At 64.3% G+C, this 15,558-nt stretch carries 15 protein-coding genes and 1 pseudogene; 12 read left to right on the forward strand and 4 right to left on the reverse strand.

Going from position 1 to position 15,558, the window contains the following annotated elements; genetic code table 11:
* Window positions 1-30 precede the first annotated feature (30 nt).
* The 6 genes from HZB49_RS07595 to HZB49_RS07620 all read left to right on the forward strand — a co-directional run bounded on the left by HZB49_RS07595 (window position 31) and on the right by HZB49_RS07620 (window position 7,243).
* Window positions 31-2,001, forward strand: coding sequence for an AMP-binding protein (locus HZB49_RS07595; protein ID WP_291609889.1), 1,971 nt, complete (start codon window positions 31-33; stop codon window positions 1,999-2,001).
* The gene (locus tag HZB49_RS07600) at window positions 1,998-2,783 is read left to right on the forward strand and encodes an ABC transporter ATP-binding protein (RefSeq protein ID WP_291609890.1); all 786 of its coding nucleotides are present in this window, start codon (window positions 1,998-2,000) and stop codon (window positions 2,781-2,783) included. Before HZB49_RS07595 ends, HZB49_RS07600 begins: the two co-directional genes overlap by 4 nt.
* A 27-nt stretch (window positions 2,784-2,810) precedes the next feature.
* On the forward strand, window positions 2,811-3,740 hold the full coding sequence (locus HZB49_RS07605) for a branched-chain amino acid ABC transporter permease (RefSeq protein WP_291609891.1): 930 nt from the start codon (window positions 2,811-2,813) through the stop codon (window positions 3,738-3,740).
* 11 nt (window positions 3,741-3,751) lie between these two features.
* Complete coding sequence (locus HZB49_RS07610) at window positions 3,752-4,879, forward strand: branched-chain amino acid ABC transporter permease (protein ID WP_291609892.1); 1,128 nt, start codon at window positions 3,752-3,754, stop codon at window positions 4,877-4,879.
* Between the two features lie 180 nt (window positions 4,880-5,059).
* Entirely contained in the window at window positions 5,060-6,325 is a 1,266-nt protein-coding gene (locus tag HZB49_RS07615) for an ABC transporter substrate-binding protein (RefSeq protein WP_291609893.1), read from the forward strand.
* A gap of 78 nt (window positions 6,326-6,403) precedes the next feature.
* Window positions 6,404-7,243, forward strand: a complete 840-nt coding sequence (locus HZB49_RS07620) for an ABC transporter ATP-binding protein (RefSeq protein WP_291609894.1) — start codon at window positions 6,404-6,406, stop codon at window positions 7,241-7,243.
* A 49-nt stretch (window positions 7,244-7,292) separates the two neighbouring features.
* Here HZB49_RS07620 and HZB49_RS07625 read toward each other — a convergent pair whose 3' ends face one another.
* Window positions 7,293-7,877, reverse strand: a complete 585-nt coding sequence (locus HZB49_RS07625) for a hypothetical protein (RefSeq protein WP_291609895.1) — start codon at window positions 7,875-7,877, stop codon at window positions 7,293-7,295.
* A 14-nt stretch (window positions 7,878-7,891) separates the two neighbouring features.
* On the opposite strand from HZB49_RS07625, the gene HZB49_RS07630 reads away from it, so the two are divergent.
* The 3 genes from HZB49_RS07630 to HZB49_RS07640 all read left to right on the forward strand — a co-directional run bounded on the left by HZB49_RS07630 (window position 7,892) and on the right by HZB49_RS07640 (window position 10,579).
* Complete coding sequence (locus HZB49_RS07630) at window positions 7,892-9,604, forward strand: caspase domain-containing protein (protein WP_291609896.1); 1,713 nt, start codon at window positions 7,892-7,894, stop codon at window positions 9,602-9,604.
* 47 nt (window positions 9,605-9,651) lie between these two features.
* Complete coding sequence (locus tag HZB49_RS07635; RefSeq protein ID WP_291609897.1) at window positions 9,652-9,801, forward strand: hypothetical protein; 150 nt, start codon at window positions 9,652-9,654, stop codon at window positions 9,799-9,801.
* A 73-nt stretch (window positions 9,802-9,874) separates the two neighbouring features.
* Window positions 9,875-10,579, forward strand: coding sequence for a GrlR family regulatory protein (locus HZB49_RS07640; RefSeq protein WP_291609898.1), 705 nt, complete (start codon window positions 9,875-9,877; stop codon window positions 10,577-10,579).
* A 58-nt stretch (window positions 10,580-10,637) separates the two neighbouring features.
* Here the strand turns inward: HZB49_RS07640 and HZB49_RS07645 are convergent, their stop codons facing one another.
* Complete coding sequence (locus tag HZB49_RS07645) at window positions 10,638-11,081, reverse strand: DMT family transporter (RefSeq protein WP_291609899.1); 444 nt, start codon at window positions 11,079-11,081, stop codon at window positions 10,638-10,640.
* A 205-nt stretch (window positions 11,082-11,286) separates the two neighbouring features.
* Between HZB49_RS07645 and HZB49_RS07650 the strand changes: the two genes are divergently transcribed.
* Together HZB49_RS07650 and HZB49_RS07655 are read left to right on the forward strand one after the other, a co-directional pair.
* A complete protein-coding gene (locus HZB49_RS07650) occupies window positions 11,287-12,909 on the forward strand; it encodes an ABC-F family ATP-binding cassette domain-containing protein (RefSeq protein WP_291609900.1) in 1,623 nt (540 codons plus the stop codon).
* A 44-nt stretch (window positions 12,910-12,953) separates the two neighbouring features.
* Window positions 12,954-13,829, forward strand: a complete 876-nt coding sequence (locus HZB49_RS07655) for an MBL fold metallo-hydrolase (protein WP_291609901.1) — start codon at window positions 12,954-12,956, stop codon at window positions 13,827-13,829.
* Here the strand turns inward: HZB49_RS07655 and HZB49_RS07660 are convergent, their stop codons facing one another.
* Both HZB49_RS07660 and HZB49_RS07665 read right to left on the reverse strand, forming a co-directional pair.
* Window positions 13,830-14,075 (reverse strand): hypothetical protein, encoded by a 246-nt coding sequence (locus tag HZB49_RS07660; protein ID WP_291609902.1) that lies wholly within the window; start codon window positions 14,073-14,075, stop codon window positions 13,830-13,832.
* Window positions 14,076-14,215: 140 nt separating this feature from the next.
* A pseudogene (locus tag HZB49_RS07665) lies at window positions 14,216-14,407 on the reverse strand (hypothetical protein); the annotation flags it as partial.
* Window positions 14,408-14,531: 124 nt separating this feature from the next.
* On the opposite strand from HZB49_RS07665, the gene HZB49_RS07670 reads away from it, so the two are divergent.
* Entirely contained in the window at window positions 14,532-15,539 is a 1,008-nt protein-coding gene (locus HZB49_RS07670; RefSeq protein WP_291609903.1) for a tlde1 domain-containing protein, read from the forward strand.
* Window positions 15,540-15,558: the final 19 nt, after the last annotated feature.

Consider the following 15,558-nt stretch of genomic DNA (forward strand, 5'->3'; position numbering starts at 1 on the left):
CGTGTTGCGGATGGAGGGAGAAGAAGGGGCATGTCCGCGGGCGGACCGTTGAATACGTTCCCCAAGCTGCTGCGGCGAAACGCCTCGCAGTTCGGAAGTCATGCCGCGATCCGGCACAAGGATCTGGGCATCTGGCAGACCTGGACCTGGGCACAGGTGCTGGAGATTGTGCGCGCCTATGCGGCCGGCTTGCAACGGCTCGGCCTCAAGCAAGGCGACACCATCGCCATTGTCGGCTCCAACCGTCCGAAACTGTACTGGACCGTGATGGCCGCGCAGATGGTCCGCGCGATTCCGGTGCCGGTTTATTCGGACGCCGTAGCCGATGAATTGTCCTATGTGCTCGGCCATGCCGACGTGAAGTTCGTCGCGGCGCAAGATCAGGAACAGGTCGACAAGGTGCTCTCCGTGCAAGAGCGCGTGCCGCACCTGCAGAAGATCATCTACGACGAGCACCGCGGGATGCGCGACTACGACCATGCCCGCCTGGTGAAGATCGACGACGTGATTGCCGATGGCCGCGCGGCGCTCGCCGGCGACAGCTCGCTTGCCGCGAAGCTCGATGCGCTGATCGATGCCGGCGAGGGGGCCGACACCTCGATCATCCTCTACACATCGGGAACGACCGGCGCCTCGAAGGGCGTGATGCTGTCGGCCGAAAGATGTATCGAGGCCGCGACCGACACCGCGAAATTCGACAAGCTGACCGAAAACGACGTGGCGCTGGCCTATCTGCCGCTCGCCTGGGTAGGCGACCACTATCTGAACTACGCGCAGGGGATCGTTGCGGGCTTCTGCATGGCCTGTCCCGAAGGTCCCCAGACCGTGGAACAGGACCTGCGCGAGATCGGGCCGACCTTCTACTTCGCCCCGCCGCGCGTGTTCGAAACGATGCTGACCCGGCTGATGATCCGCATGGAGGATGCCGCGGCGGTCAAGCGCAGCATGTTCCACTATTTCCTTGCGATCGCGCGCAGGCACGGCGAGGCGATCCTCACCGGCAAGCCGGTACCGCTGTCGGGGCGCCTGCTTTATGCGATCGGCAGCCTGCTGGTCTACGAGCCGCTGAAGAACGTCCTTGGCCTGTCGCGGGTGCGGGTCGCCTACACTGCGGGCGAGGCGATTGGTCCCGATCTGTTCGTATTCTTCCGCTCCATCGGGCTGAACCTGAAGCAGCTTTACGGACAGACCGAGGCGTTTCTCTACGTGACCTGCCAGCCGGACGGCGAAATCTTTGCCGATACCGTCGGCCCGCCGGCGCCCCACGTGGACATCCGCATCGCGGAGAGCGGCGAGGTGCAGTTCAAGTCGCCGGGCATGTTCGTGCAGTATTTCAGGGATGAGGCGAAGACCGCCGAGACGCTGACGCCGGACGGCTATGTGAAGACGGGCGACGCCGGCTTCTTCGATGAAAAGACCGGGCACCTGAAGATCATCGACCGCGCCAAGGACGTCGGACGGCTGAAGGACGGCACGATGTTCGCACCGAAATATCTGGAGAACCGGCTGAAGTTCTATCCCAACATCAAGGAAGCGGTCACCTTCGGCGACGGGCGCGACTTCGTCAGCGCGATGATCAACATCGATCCCACTGCCGTGAGCAACTGGGCAGAGCGCAACAACGTCGCCTACGGCTCGTATCAGGAACTGGCGAGCCATCCACAGGTCTACGAGATGGTCGCAAGGGACATCGCCGAAATGAATGCATCGCTCGCCCAGGAAAAGGTGATGGCCGGCGCGCAGGTGCGGCGCTTCCTGATCCTGCACAAGGAGCTTGATGCCGACGACGGCGAACTGACGCGCACGCTGAAGGTGCGCCGCGGCTTCGTTGCCGACCGCTACGCCGCGTTGCTGAGCGCATTCTACAACGGCTCGAAGGAGGCCGATATCTCCACCGAAGTCACCTTCGAGGACGGGCGCAAGGGACGGATGTCGGCCCGGCTGAAAATTCACGATCTGCCGACGACGCAGGTCGCGTCGGGCCTGGAGAAGGCGGCATGAGGTCACCCGACGTGCAGGAGGTGCTGCTCAGCGTCGAGGGCGTTTCGCTCGCCTTTGGCGGCGTGAAGGCGCTGACCGGCGTCTCGTTCGACGTGCGCAAGGGCGAAATCCGCGCGATCATCGGCCCAAATGGCGCCGGCAAGACGTCGATGCTGAATGTCATCAACGGTTTCTATCATCCGAACCAGGGCTCGATCACCTTCAAGGGCCAGACTCGCGCGCGCATGCGCCCGTTCGAGGCCTCGCGCGGCGGCATCGCCCGCACGTTCCAGAACGTCGCCCTGTTCAAGGGCATGAGCGCGCTCGACAACATCATGGCCGGGCGGACGCTGAAGATGCGCTACGGCCTGTTCTGGCAGGCGCTGCGGTTTGGCCCGGCGCAGCGCGAGGAGGTCGAGCATCGCCACCGCGTCGAGGAGATCATCGACTTTCTCGAAATCCAGGCTATCCGCAAGGTGCCGGTGGCGCGGCTTCCCTACGGATTGCAGAAGCGCGTCGAACTCGGCCGCGCGCTCGCCATGGAGCCGGACCTGTTGCTGCTCGATGAGCCGATGGCGGGCATGAACCTCGAAGAGAAGGAGGACATGTCGCGCTTCATCATCGAGGTGAACGATCACTACGGCACGACCATCGCGCTGATCGAGCACGACATGGGTGTGGTGATGGACCTGTCGAACCGGGTCGTGGTGCTGGATCACGGCGTAAAGATCGCCGACGGCACACCGGACCAGGTGAAGAGGGATCAGGCGGTGATCGACGCCTATCTCGGCGTGGCGCACTGACGACAAGGTGCATTTGAGGAGAGTTGCTTGGTTCTGTTCGGACAATTCCTCGAGATCCTGATCGGCGGTCTGCTGTCGGGCGTGCTCTATTCGCTGGTCGCGCTCGGCTTCGTGCTTATCTTCAAGGCTTCCGGCGTGTTCAATTTCGCGCAGGGCGCGATGGTGCTGCTGGCCGGCCTCGCGCTGGTGCGCTCGCTCGACCTCCTGGTTGCGAATGGATTTCCGTTCTGGACCGCGATTATCCTCGGGCTCGTGTTCGCGGGCATCATCATGGCGGTGACGGCCTGGCTGGTGGAGCGGTTCGTGCTCGGGCCGCTGGTCAATCAGGACGGCCTGACCCTGTTCATGTCGACGATCGGCGCGACCTTCGTGCTCGAAGGCGCATCGCAAATGATCTTCGGTTCGGACGTCTATCCACTGCGGCTGTTTCCGACCGACGCCTGGTTCCTGTTCGAGAGCTCGTTTCCGGGCGGCATCCTGGTCAACAAGCTCGACGTCTGGGGCGGGCTTATCGCGGGCATCCTCGTCGCAGGTCTCGCCATATTCTTCCAGCGCACCAAGACCGGCCGGGCGCTGCGCGCGGTCGCCGACGATCATGCTGCGGCCCAGTCGGTCGGCATTCCGATCTCCTGGATCTGGTTCGTGGTGTGGCTGGTCGCAGGTCTGGTCGCGCTGGTGGCGGCGACCGTCTGGGGCACGAAGCTCGGCGTGCAGTTCTCGATCACGTTCCTGGCGCTGAAGGCGCTGCCGGTGCTGATCATCGGCGGCTTCACCTCGATCCCCGGCGCGATCGTCGGTGGCCTTATCGTCGGCGCCGGCGAGAAGCTCGCCGAAGGGTTCCTTGGGCCGCATATCGGCGGCGGCATCGAGTACTGGTTTGCCTATGTGCTGGCGCTGGCCGTGCTGCTGGTGCGGCCGCAAGGGTTGTTCGGCGAACGCATCATCGAGAGAATCTGAGAGGACGTCACGTGTTCTACCGCGAGGCAGGTCAGTTCAAGACGACCTATTCCGCCGACATGGCGATCTTCCCGATCCGCCAGGACCGGGTGACGCTCGGCGCGCTGCTGGCGTTTGCCTTCATCGGCGTGCCGCTGCTGAGCTACTTTCACGTCTGGCCGTTCGGCCAGGACTACCTGCTGCGCGCGATCCTGCTGCCGTTCCTGATCCTCGCGCTGGCGGCGATCGGTGTGAACATCCTGGTCGGCTACTGCGGACAGATTTCGCTCGGCAGCGGCGCCTTCATGGCGATCGGCGCCTACTCCGCCTACAAGCTCGGCACCGGCGTGCACATTCCGCTCGCGTGGCTCGGTTTCGATATTTCGATCCCGGCGCTGCCGGTGCTGCCGTCGATCCTGCTCGGCGGATTCATGTCGGCACTCGTCGGCATCCTGTTTGGAGTTCCGTCACTGCGCATCAAGGGGCTCTATCTCGCGGTGGCGACGCTTGCAGCGCAGTTCTTTTTCGACTGGGTGTTCCTGCGCGTGCCGTGGTTCACCAACTACGCGCCGTCCGGCTCGGTCAATGCGCCGGAGCTGAATTTCGTCGGCTGGGTGGTCGATACGCCGATCGAGCGTTATATCCTCTGCCTGATCTTCGTGACGGTGTTTGCGCTGATGGCGAAGAACCTCGTGCGCGGCAATATCGGCCGGCAGTGGATGGCGATCCGCGACATGGATATCGCGGCCGAGCTGATGGGTATCCGGCCGCTCTACGCCAAGCTGACCGCGTTCGCCGTCTCGTCCTTCATCATCGGCGTCTCCGGTGCGCTGTGGGCCTTCGTGTACCTTGGTTCGTGGGAACCGCTGGCGTTCGACATCAACCGTTCGCTGCAACTGCTGTTCATGGTTATCATCGGCGGGCTCGGTTCGATCCTCGGGCCGTTCATCGGCGCGGCATTCATCCTGATCCTGCCGATCATGCTGAATTTGGTGCCGAGCGAACTCGGCGTGCCGCTGTCGACCGAGACGATCACTCACCTCGAGTTCATCATCTTCGGTTCGCTGATCTGCTATCTTCTGATCAAGGAGCCGCACGGGTTTGCGCGACTGATTTCGCTTGCCAAGGAGAAGCTCAGGCTCTGGCCTTTCCCCTATTGAGCCAGAAGGACTAGGGCGGAAAGGTCGCAACGCGGAGCGGCGACCTTTGGCCTAAGATGAGTTGTTCAGGTCCGCAGAGTGAAATGCCACGGCAGCTAAGCCGGGCCGAATGAGGAGGAAGTCGCGATGTTGAGCAGGAGACTTTTGTTTGCGGCTGCCGTCGTTTCCGGAGTGGGGGCTGTGACGCCCGCTTCGGCGCAGAACGAGCAGTTCATCCCGATGCTGTCCTACCGGACGGGCGCCTATGCCGTAAACGGCGTGCCGTTCGCCAACGGCATGCACGACTACTATATGATGATCAACGAGCGTGACGGCGGCATCAACGGCGTCAAGCTGCTGGTCGAGGAGTGCGAGACCGGTTACGCCACCGACAAGGGCGTGGAATGCTACGAGCGCCTGAAGGGCAAGGGCCCGACTGGCGCGGCTTTCGTCAACCCGCTGTCGACCGGCATCACCTTCGCGCTCACCGAGAAGACCGCGGCCGACAAGATCCCGATCATCACGATGGGCTATGGCCGCGCGGATTCCAAGAACGGCGCGGTGTTCGCCTACAACTTCCCGCTGCTCGGCACCTACTGGTCGGCGGCCGACATCGCCATCCAGCACGTCGCCAAGGAACTCGGTGGAGCCGACAAGCTGAAAGGCAAGAAGATCAGCCTCGTCTACCACGACAGCCCCTATGGCAAGGAGCCGATTCCGACGCTCGAAGTGCTGGCAAAGAAGCACGGCTTCGAGTTCACGCCGATTCCGGTCACCCATCCGGGTGTCGAGCAGAAGTCGCAGTGGCTGGCGATCCGCCAGAACCGGCCCGACTACGTGTTGTTGTGGGGCTGGGGTGTCATGAACGGCACGGCGGTGAAGGAAGCCGCGGCCGTCGCCTATCCGCGCGACAAGATGATCGGTGTGTGGTGGTCGGGTGCCGAGCCTGACGTGACCCCCGCCGGCGACCAGGCCGCCGGCTACAAGGCGCTGATGCTGCAGCACGGCGCCGGCAAGTACGCGGTGCATGGCGACGTCGAAAAGCATGTCTATGCCAAGGGCAAGGGCCTGTCCGAGCCGGCCAAGGTCGGCGAGGTTCTCTACAACCGCGGCCTTGTCAACGCCATGCTCGGCGTCGAGGCGATCCGCAAGGCGCAGGAGAAGTTCGGCAAGAAGCCGCTCAAGGGCGAGGAGGTCCGCTGGGGCCTCGAGAATCTCGACCTGAGCGCGGCCCGCCTGAAGGAGCTCGGCTTCGAAGGCATGATGAAGCCGGTCAAGATCTCGTGCGCCGACCACGAAGGCGCCCGTGACGGTCGTGTCATGCAGTGGGACGGCAAGGCCTGGAAGGTGATCTCCGACTGGTACACCGCCAACCAGGAAGTCACCGAACCGATCGTCAAGGACGTCTCGGCCAAGTACGCGGCCGACAAGAAGATCGAGCCGCGCGACTGTTCGAAGGCGAGCTGACCGTTTGAAGAATTGCCGGGAGGGCCGTCGGCCCTCCCGGATCGTTTGAAGCATCCTGGGTTTTTTCGGAGACGACCGGTGTCAAGCGCGAACACTGCGGCGGCCACGGAACAGGCGAAACCGTTCCTGTCGATCAACAACATCGAAGTCGTCTACAACCATGTCATTCTGGTCCTCAAGGGCGTGTCGCTGAACGTGCCCCCGGGCGGCATCGTCGCGCTGCTCGGCGCCAACGGTGCCGGCAAGACGACCACGCTGAAGGCGGTGTCCAACCTGCTGCACGCCGAGCGCGGCGAGGTCACCAAGGGTTCGATCGTGTTCGACGGCACCGAGGTGCAGTCGCTGTCGCCGAACGAGGTGGTGCGGCGGGGCTGCATCCAGGTCATGGAAGGGCGGCGCTGCTTCGCTCATCTGACCGTCGAGGATAATCTCATGACCGGCGCGTTCACGCGCCGCGATGGCAAGGCTGCGATCGCTGCCGACCTGGAGCGTGTTTATGCCTATTTCCCGCGCCTGAAGGAGCGGCACGGTTCGACGGCGGGCTACACGTCGGGCGGCGAGCAGCAGATGTGCGCGATCGGCCGCGCGCTGATGTCGCGGCCCAGGATGATCCTGCTCGACGAGCCTTCGATGGGACTCGCACCCCAGATCGTCGAGGAGATTTTCGAGATCGTTCGCGACCTCAACCAGAAGGAGCGCGTGTCGTTCCTGCTTGCCGAGCAGAACACGACCATGGCGTTGCGCTATGCCAATCACGGCTACATCCTGGAGAATGGCCGGGTGGTGATGGACGGCGAGGCCAAGGCGCTGGCGTCGAACGAGGACGTCAAGGAGTTCTATCTTGGCGTCGCCGGCGACAAGCGGAAGTCGTTCCGCGACGGCAAGCACTACAAGCGGCGGAAACGCTGGTTGGCGTGAAATGACGACCGGCCGGGTCTGATCATCACCTCTCGACCGGCCCGGCGCGCTATTTGTAATAATAGGCGACGTCGTTGGCGGCCTGCTGGTAGGTACTTTCGAGAAAGCCCGGATAGTCCTTCCGCGCGAGCGCGACGGCGTGCACGCAACGCCGCCAGTATTCAGCGTCGGTTTCCTCGAAATGCCTGAAGCAGGCGCCTTCGAACTTCACCGCTGTGATGATCGCCTGCCTGATCGCGCCGTCATCCGCGCCCGGATGCGCCCGCTTCAAATGGATGAAGGCGGGGCCGTTATGGGCCTCGTCGCGATCCCGGCGGTACCTAGCCGTAAATTGTTCCGGCGTCAGCGTGCGGTTGATGCGGACCTCCTCGGCGGTCGGGCGGCCCTCCAGCCGGTCCAGCCGGTAGCGCGCCCGCCACAGCGCATAGGCTGCGTCCGGCAGCGGCAACGGTGCCGCTTCCGCGATGATGGCCGCCACCTCTGCGATTTCTTCTTCAGTCATGGCGGTTTGGTCGATCCGGCCGCCGGTCTGGTTCGAGCCCCGGAAGTGGGTCCATTCCACGCGGGACGCGGCGGGAAATTTAATCTGGATCAATGGGCTATCGCCTGGAGTGATCTTAACTGCGGCCGCCAACAGGAGGTCAAATCGTGGTGCCGGAGTTCAGGCTGAATTGGGTTGCCAGCGTGATCGCTATCGCGGTCGCTTGGTTCGTGACGACGGGGCCGGCCATGGCCGAGCGGAAGGTGGCGCTGGTGGTGGGCAACTCGGCCTACCTCAACGTGCCCCGGCTGCCGAACCCGCGCAACGACGCCAGCGATCTGATCGCGCGGCTCAAGTCGATCGGCTTCGAGGTCACGCCGGGCCTCGATCTCGATCGCAACGCACTGCTGCAATCGCTGGCGACCTTCGGGCGGGCCGCCGAGGGCGCCGACGTGGCGTTGTTCTTCTATGCGGGCCATGGCTTGCAGGTGAACGGCCAGAACTATCTGGTCCCGGTCGACGGCAAGGTGGAATACGAGGCGGAGCTGGATATTGCGCTGGTCCCGGTTTCGCTGGTCATGCAGCAGCTGGCGCGCGGCAGCCGGGTCAACCTCGTCTTTCTCGATGCCTGCCGCGACAATCCGTTCGCCAAGGACCTGTCGCGCACGCTCGGGACCCGATCCGCGACCGCGCTTGGGCGAGGGCTAAGCCGAATCCAGACCGCTTCCGGCACCTTCATCGCCTTCGCGACCCAGCCGGACAACGTCGCGCAGGATGGCGACGGAAGGAACAGTCCCTTCACCAAGGCACTGCTCGCCAATATCGAGAAGCCGGGCCTGTCGATTTCCGACCTGATGATCGAGGTGCGCAACGACGTGATGCGCCAGACCAATGGCAAGCAGGTGCCGTGGGATTCCTCGTCGCTGACGGGACGTTTCTTTTTCAGGATCGAGGGCACGGTCACGGTGACGCCGGAGACGGCACAGCCGGGTGCACCGGCCGCCGCGCCCGTCGATCCCAAGGCGCTGGAGCTGGCGGTGTGGCAGGCCATCAAGGACAGCAACGACCGAACGGCGTTCGAAAGGTTCCTGTCGGATTTTCCCAACGGAGTCTTTTCCTCGGCGGCCCGCGCGCGCATTGCCTCGCTGCGCCCGCCCGCCGCAGAAGCGCCGGCCCGCTCGCCTTCGGATCGACCGGATGTCTGCACGGGTCCCGCGGCGATCGACGATGACTTTGTGGCATCGGTGAAGACCGTCGGGGTCGGTTACGGCGTGCAGCTGACCAGGGGGCCGAATGCAGGCGCCAGTTTCTCGCGCCGTCGCGAGAGCCGCATCGTGTATCCCTACGGGGCCAGCAGGCTGCCAAGGTCGGGCACGCTGGAGTGGGTGATCAACGTATCCAGCGGCTATTTCTATTCCGCAGGCAGGCTGACGGAAGGGGCGGGCTGTGCGCTGATCTTCACGACCGACATCCAGAATGGCGACGTCACCTGGCCCGGCAGCGCCTGGCTTTATGTCTGCGGCAATGGCGACATGCGTTTCCATATCGCCGGTGCAAAGTATGAGGCGGGCGGACGGCCCGAATTCCGGCTCGAAGCCAAGGGCACCGATTTCCGCTACGGCCAGTGGCATCGCGTGGGCGTGAGCTATGGCAACATGGGCCGCCAGATCATGCTGGATGGCAGGCTGGTCGCCAGTGACGCCGGCATGACGCAGGAGCTGGGCGCGGGCGGCACGCATCAGGCGGCGATCGACCATCCGACCATCGGCGAGTCGGTGTCGGGATTCTGGCCCAACAACAAGCACGAGGGCGGATTCGAGGGAACGCTGGCGCGTTTCAGGGCTTCCGATCTGCAGGGAAACTGGTGCCTTTCGCGCTGACGCGCCGCTGCCGGCCCGCCACGGGGCAAGAAGAAGGGAGGTCTGCCATGATCCGCAAGCTCAAATCGGGCGAGTATCGGCTCTATTCCCGCAAGGTGAACCCGAAGACGGGCAAACGGCGCAATCTCGGCACCTTCCGGACGCGTGCAGCCGCGGAAAAACACGAACGGGAGGTGCAGTACTTCAAGCGACACTAAACCCTGTTGTACCGGCTTCCCCCGCGATGCTAAGCGATGCCGCAAAACGGCAGGCTCTTGGCGGGTTCCCTTGTTGCTGGACGGACTTTACAAGGTTGAATACGGCGTGAACGACGCGTTCGGCCGCAGCATCATGTGCATGCATGACGGCAAGCTGCTGGGCGGCAACTCGGCTTTCGCGCATCTCGGCAGCTATTATCGGGAAGGTGACGAAGTCGTCGGCGAGATCATCACCGAGCGGCACAACGAGGATCCCAACTACAAGCCGTTGATGGGCACCGACGTTGCCGCGATCAGCGTACGCGGCAGGGAAGGTCCAACCGGCATCCGCTTCGAGGGCAGCGCCGCGCCACGGCCCGGCGCGCTGTTCTGGGCCAACCTGACCCGGCTCGATGACGAGGCCCTGCCGCCGGTCGGCGAGATCGGGCACGGCGGGATCGTCAACGGGCTCTATTCCATCCACATCCGCGCGCTCGACGGCATCAAGGGCGGGCTATCCGGCGTCATGTTGTTGATCGACGGCCGTATCCTCGGCGGCGATGCCTTCTTCTACTATCTCGGCGCCTACAGTTCGGCGGACGGCCGCTGGAAGGGTGAAATCCTCAACCAGGAACACACGCCCGCCAGGGGCGAAAATCCCGTATTCGGCGGCCATGAAGTCGGCATCGGCTTTTCCGGCACCTGTCACGAAGCCGGCGCCGAGCTCGAAGCCATCGCGCTCGCCGGCAAGCGCAGCCTTCGCCTGACCGCGACGCTGAAGCTGATGCGCCGCGCGTAGAGCATGATCCGGAAAAGTGTGAAGCGGTTTTCCGAAAAGATCATGCTCAAGAGATGGCTCAATCCTTCATCAGGACGACGCCGCCGATGATCAGCGCTACGCCGAGCAGGCGCGAAACCGACACCGAATGCTGCGTCAGCCCGAACGCGCCGAAATGATCCATGAGCACGGCCGCCGACATCTGGCCGGCGACGACCAGCGCCAGCAGTGTCGCCGCGCCCAGCGACGGCAGCAGCAGGATCACCAGCAGGATGAAGACGCCGCCGAGGATTCCGCCGCTCCATGCCCACCATGGCGTCGCCGTTATCAGCTTCCATGACGGCATCTGTTCGCGCAGCGCGAGCAGGACGACGATCATGGTCAGCAGACCGCCGAGATAGCTGGCGAATCCGGCCCAGGCCGGCGATTGCAGGGAGACGCGCAGGCTGCCGTTGAGGACTTGCTGGACTGCGACGCTGATGCCGGCGCCGAGCGCCGCCAGATAGAGCAATATGGTTTGCACAGGGAATCTCCGGCCAAATATGGCCTGGAGTATTCTCCGTCCTCGGGGATTGGCAAGGAGCGGCAGCCCGCAATCTCCGGGGGCTTCCAATGCTGCGCTGCATGGAATAAGAGGCCGCTCTAGACTCCTGATTTGACGCGTTTTCTTCACGCGAACCGGTGCCCACGTCGCTCGAAAGCGCCCTACACCCTTTTCCCAGGCAGCAATGATCCGTCTCGATAACGTCTCCAAGCAGGTCGGCCACCAGATCCTCTTCATCGAGGCCTCCGCAGCGCTTCAGAAGGGCGAGAAGATCGGCCTGGTCGGTCCCAACGGCGCCGGCAAGAGCACCCTGTTCCGCATGATCGCGGGCGAAGACCAGCCCGACGAGGGGCAGGTCGCGGCCGATCGCGGCATCTCCATCGGCTATTTCAGCCAGGACGTCGGCGAGATGAGTGGCCGCAGCGCGGTCGCCGAGGTGATGGACGGCGCCGGACCCGTGAGCGCCGTGGCAGCCGAGCTGAAGCAGCTCGAAGCCGCGATGGCCGATCCCGAGCAGGAAGCAGAGATGGAGGACATTATCGCCCGTTATGGCGAGGTGCAGGCGCGCTTCGAGGAGCTCGACGGCTATGCGCTGGAGGGCCGCGCGCGCGAGGCGCTGGCGGGCCTGGGTTTCAGCCAGGAGATGATGGACGGCGACGTCGGCAAGCTCTCCGGCGGCTGGAAGATGCGCGTGGCGCTCGCCCGTATCCTGCTGATGCGGCCCGACGTGATGCTGCTGGACGAGCCGAGCAACCACCTCGATCTCGAGAGCCTGATCTGGCTGGAGCAGTTCCTCAGGGGGTACGAGGGCGCGCTGCTGATGACCTCGCACGACCGCGAGTTCATGAACCGCATCGCCAACAAGATCGTCGAGATCGACGGCGGATCGCTCACCACCTATTCCGGCGATTACGAGTTCTACGAGCAGCAGCGCGCGCTCAACGAGAAGCAGCAGCAGGCGCAGTTCGAGCGCCAGCAGGCGATGCTGGCCAAGGAGATCAAGTTCATCGAGCGCTTCAAGGCGCGCGCCTCGCACGCCGCGCAGGTGCAGAGCCGGGTCAAGAAGCTGGAGAAGATCGAGCGCGTCGAGCCGCCGAAGCGGCGCCAGACGGTTGCGTTCGAATTCCAGCCGGCGCCACGGTCCGGAGAAGACGTCGCCAGCCTGAAGAACGTGCACAAGGGCTATGGCAGCCGCCGCATCTATGCAGGCCTCGACTTCATGATCCGCCGCCGGGAGCGCTGGTGCGTGATGGGCGTCAACGGCGCCGGCAAGTCGACGCTGCTCAAGCTGATCGCGGGCTCGACCGAGCCCGATGTCGGCACCGTCGCCATCGGCGGCAGCGTCAAGATGGGCTATTTCGCCCAGCACGCGATGGACCTGCTCGACGGCGAACGCACCGTGTTCCAGTCGCTGGAAGATTCCTTTCCGCAGGCCGGGCAGGGCAGCTTGCGCGCGCTCGCCGGCTGCTTCGGCTTCTCCGGCGACGACATCGAGAAGAAGTGCCGGGTGCTGTCGGGCGGCGAGAAGGCGCGGCTGGTAATGGCGAAAATGCTGTTCGATCCGCCGAATTTCCTGGTGCTGGACGAGCCGACCAACCACCTCGACATGGCCACCAAGGAGATGCTGATCAACGCGCTCGCCGAATTCGAGGGCACCATGCTGTTCGTCTCCCACGACCGGCACTTCCTCGCCGCGCTGTCGAACCGCGTGCTGGAGCTGACGCCCGAAGGCATCCACCAATATGGCGGCGGCTACACCGAATATGTCGCCCGTACCGGCCATGAGGCGCCGGGCTTGCGGAGCTGAGCGGCTTGATCGATGATCGCTCCCAAAAAGGGAGCGAATGCGCCATGAAGCAGATCAGGATCGGCGACGTCACCATCGATGCCGTCATCGAGCGGGAAGGGCCGTGGCGGCGACCGCAGGATTTCTTCCCGGCCTATGACGATGCCGTTTTCATGCATCACCTGAAGACCATGGAGCCGGAGGTGTTCGACGCGGCATCCGGCCTGATGGTGATCACCTACCAGACGTTTGTGGTCCGGACGCCCCATCACACCATCCTGGTCGACACCTGCACCGGCGAGAACAAGGATCATCCGCCGCCGTTCGACTTTCCCGGCAAGGAGCGCTGGCGCAACGAGCTGTTCGCGCTCGGCGTCAGCTACGAGCAGATCGACTACGTCTTCTGCACCCACCTCCATATCGACCATACTGGCTGGAACACGACGCTGCGCGACGGGCGCTGGGTGCCGACCTTCCCGAATGCGAAATACATCTTCCACAAGCGGGAATACGCGGTGTGGGAGGCGGAATATGCCAAGGGCAGCAATCCGCCCGGCAAGGTGTTTCGGGACAACTGCCTGCCGATCGTCGAGGCCGGGCAGGCGCTATTGGTCGACGACGACTACGCGCTCGACGATCTCATCACGCTGACGCCGACGCCGGGCCATTCGCCCTGCCATTGCTGCGTCAACATCTTCTCGCGGGGACAGCGCGCCGTGGTGGCGGGCGATCTCATGCACCATGTCATCCAGTGCCGCGAGCCGGACTGGTCGGCGCGGCCCGACTGGGATGCCAAGCAATCGGCGGTGTCGCGCCGAAAGTTCTTTGCCGAGGTGGCGGACACCGACACGCTGATCCTGCCGGTACATTTTCCGCGACCCACCGTCGGCCTGTTAAAGGCCGACGGCGACCGCTTCGATTATCGCTTCAGGCGGGACTGATTACGCGCCTTCCTCGCACTTCTTCATGAAGGAGGTCTTGGCAGCGCCCGCCAGCGGCTTGCCGTCGGAGCCGACCGCCTTGGCCGCGCAGGTGTCTTCCTTGCACTTGTTCACGAACGAGGTCTTGGCCGCGCCCGACAGCGCCTTGCCGTCCTTGCCAACCGCCTTGGTTTCGCAGGTCTGCGCCATCGCGGCGGAGCCGAAGGCGAAAGTGGCAAGGACAGTGGCAACAAGAATTCGCTTCATTGGGGTGTCTCCCTAAATCGAGCAACAGCGCGTTGGACAGGAAGTGCCGGGTTGCTCTGGCCGGCCCCTGACGGACATGATGGCCGCCATCGCATGAACGGCAGATGACTGCCGGGCGGCGCCTCACTTGTTCTCCTCGATCATTCGAGCACGCGGGCGGCAAATGTCTCGACCACAAGGGGTTCTGTCAGCACCCGCATCCCCGGGGTGAGCTGGCCGTTGCTGACGCCGGACTTCTCCGCGTAGCCGGTTATGAAGAGCACTTCCAGGTCCGGCCGGATGGTTCGGGCGGCGTCCGCCAACTGCCGGCCGTTCATGCCGCCGGGCTGGCCGGACGCCGCGCGCTTCCCCTGCCTGTCTCGAATATGCCTCAGTCTCGCGCAAATACTGCCGGGGAAATTCCACGAATCCCTCGCAGAATGGGCGCTGTCCAGGGATTTGGGTCCGGGGAACCCGATGGTTCAAGTCAGGATGAGAGCCGACCGGCCATGGCCGCAGCGGCGCGCATCGCCGTCGCGAGCGCTGGCGCTGCTGCTGGCGGCGTTCGGTATCGGCGCGGCAGTCGCCGCATGGGTTGCCGAACCCGGCGACGCGGCGCTGGCGTCTGCCAACGCCGCCCCGTCGCGCGCTCCGGCCAACTCCAGTTTTGACGAGCGCTTCCAGCCGCCGCCGCAAACGCTGACGCGCAACTTCTCCTCGCAATCGCTCGATCGCGCGGCAAGTGCGGCAGCCGACATCCGCGTACTGCAGGCGAGGGAGCAGCTCGCGCGTCAGATGCAATCGCAGAACTGGCGTGCCGTGGCCGACGAGCCGGCCCCGCCGCTCGCCAAGGCATCGGTGCCGTTGCCGCGGGCGCGTCCCTCCGACGCGCGGCTCGAAGCCGCCAGCCGCGCGGCAACACCCGCCGACGGTGGCGCGCAAGGCGACCAGCGCACGCTGCTGCAGAAGCTCTCCGATTTCTTCCCGGGCCGCGTGACGCTGGCTTCGCTCACTTCGGGCGACGGGCTGTTCCGCACCGGTCCCGATCTCGCTTCCCTCGGCTATGACAGTTTCACTGCGGTCTACGACGTCTCGGCGAAAGCGGTTTACCTGCCGAACGGCGTCAGGCTCGAGGCGCATTCCGGCCTCGGCAGCCGCATGGACAGGGTCGACAGCGTCGGCGAGCGCAATGTCGGCGTGACCCCGCCCGGCACCTATGAGCTCAGGCCGCGCGAAAAACTGTTCCACGGCGTGCGTGCGCTCCGCCTCATTCCGGTCGACAGCGAATCCACGCTCGGCCGCACCGGCCTGCTCGCCCACAGCTATCTGCTCGGTCCCAACGGCGATTCCAACGGTTGCGTGTCGATCCGCAACTATGAGCGTTTCCTCAAGGCCTATGGCGATGGCGAGATCACACGCCTCGTCGTGGTGCAAAGCCTCACCGATTCCATCACCGCGTCGCGACGCATGCCGGCGCCGTCATGAGCTCCACCGATCCGGCGCT

The sequence above is a fragment of the Bradyrhizobium sp. genome (genome assembly GCF_016219575.1).
Lineage (GTDB): Bacteria > Pseudomonadota > Alphaproteobacteria > Rhizobiales > Xanthobacteraceae > Bradyrhizobium.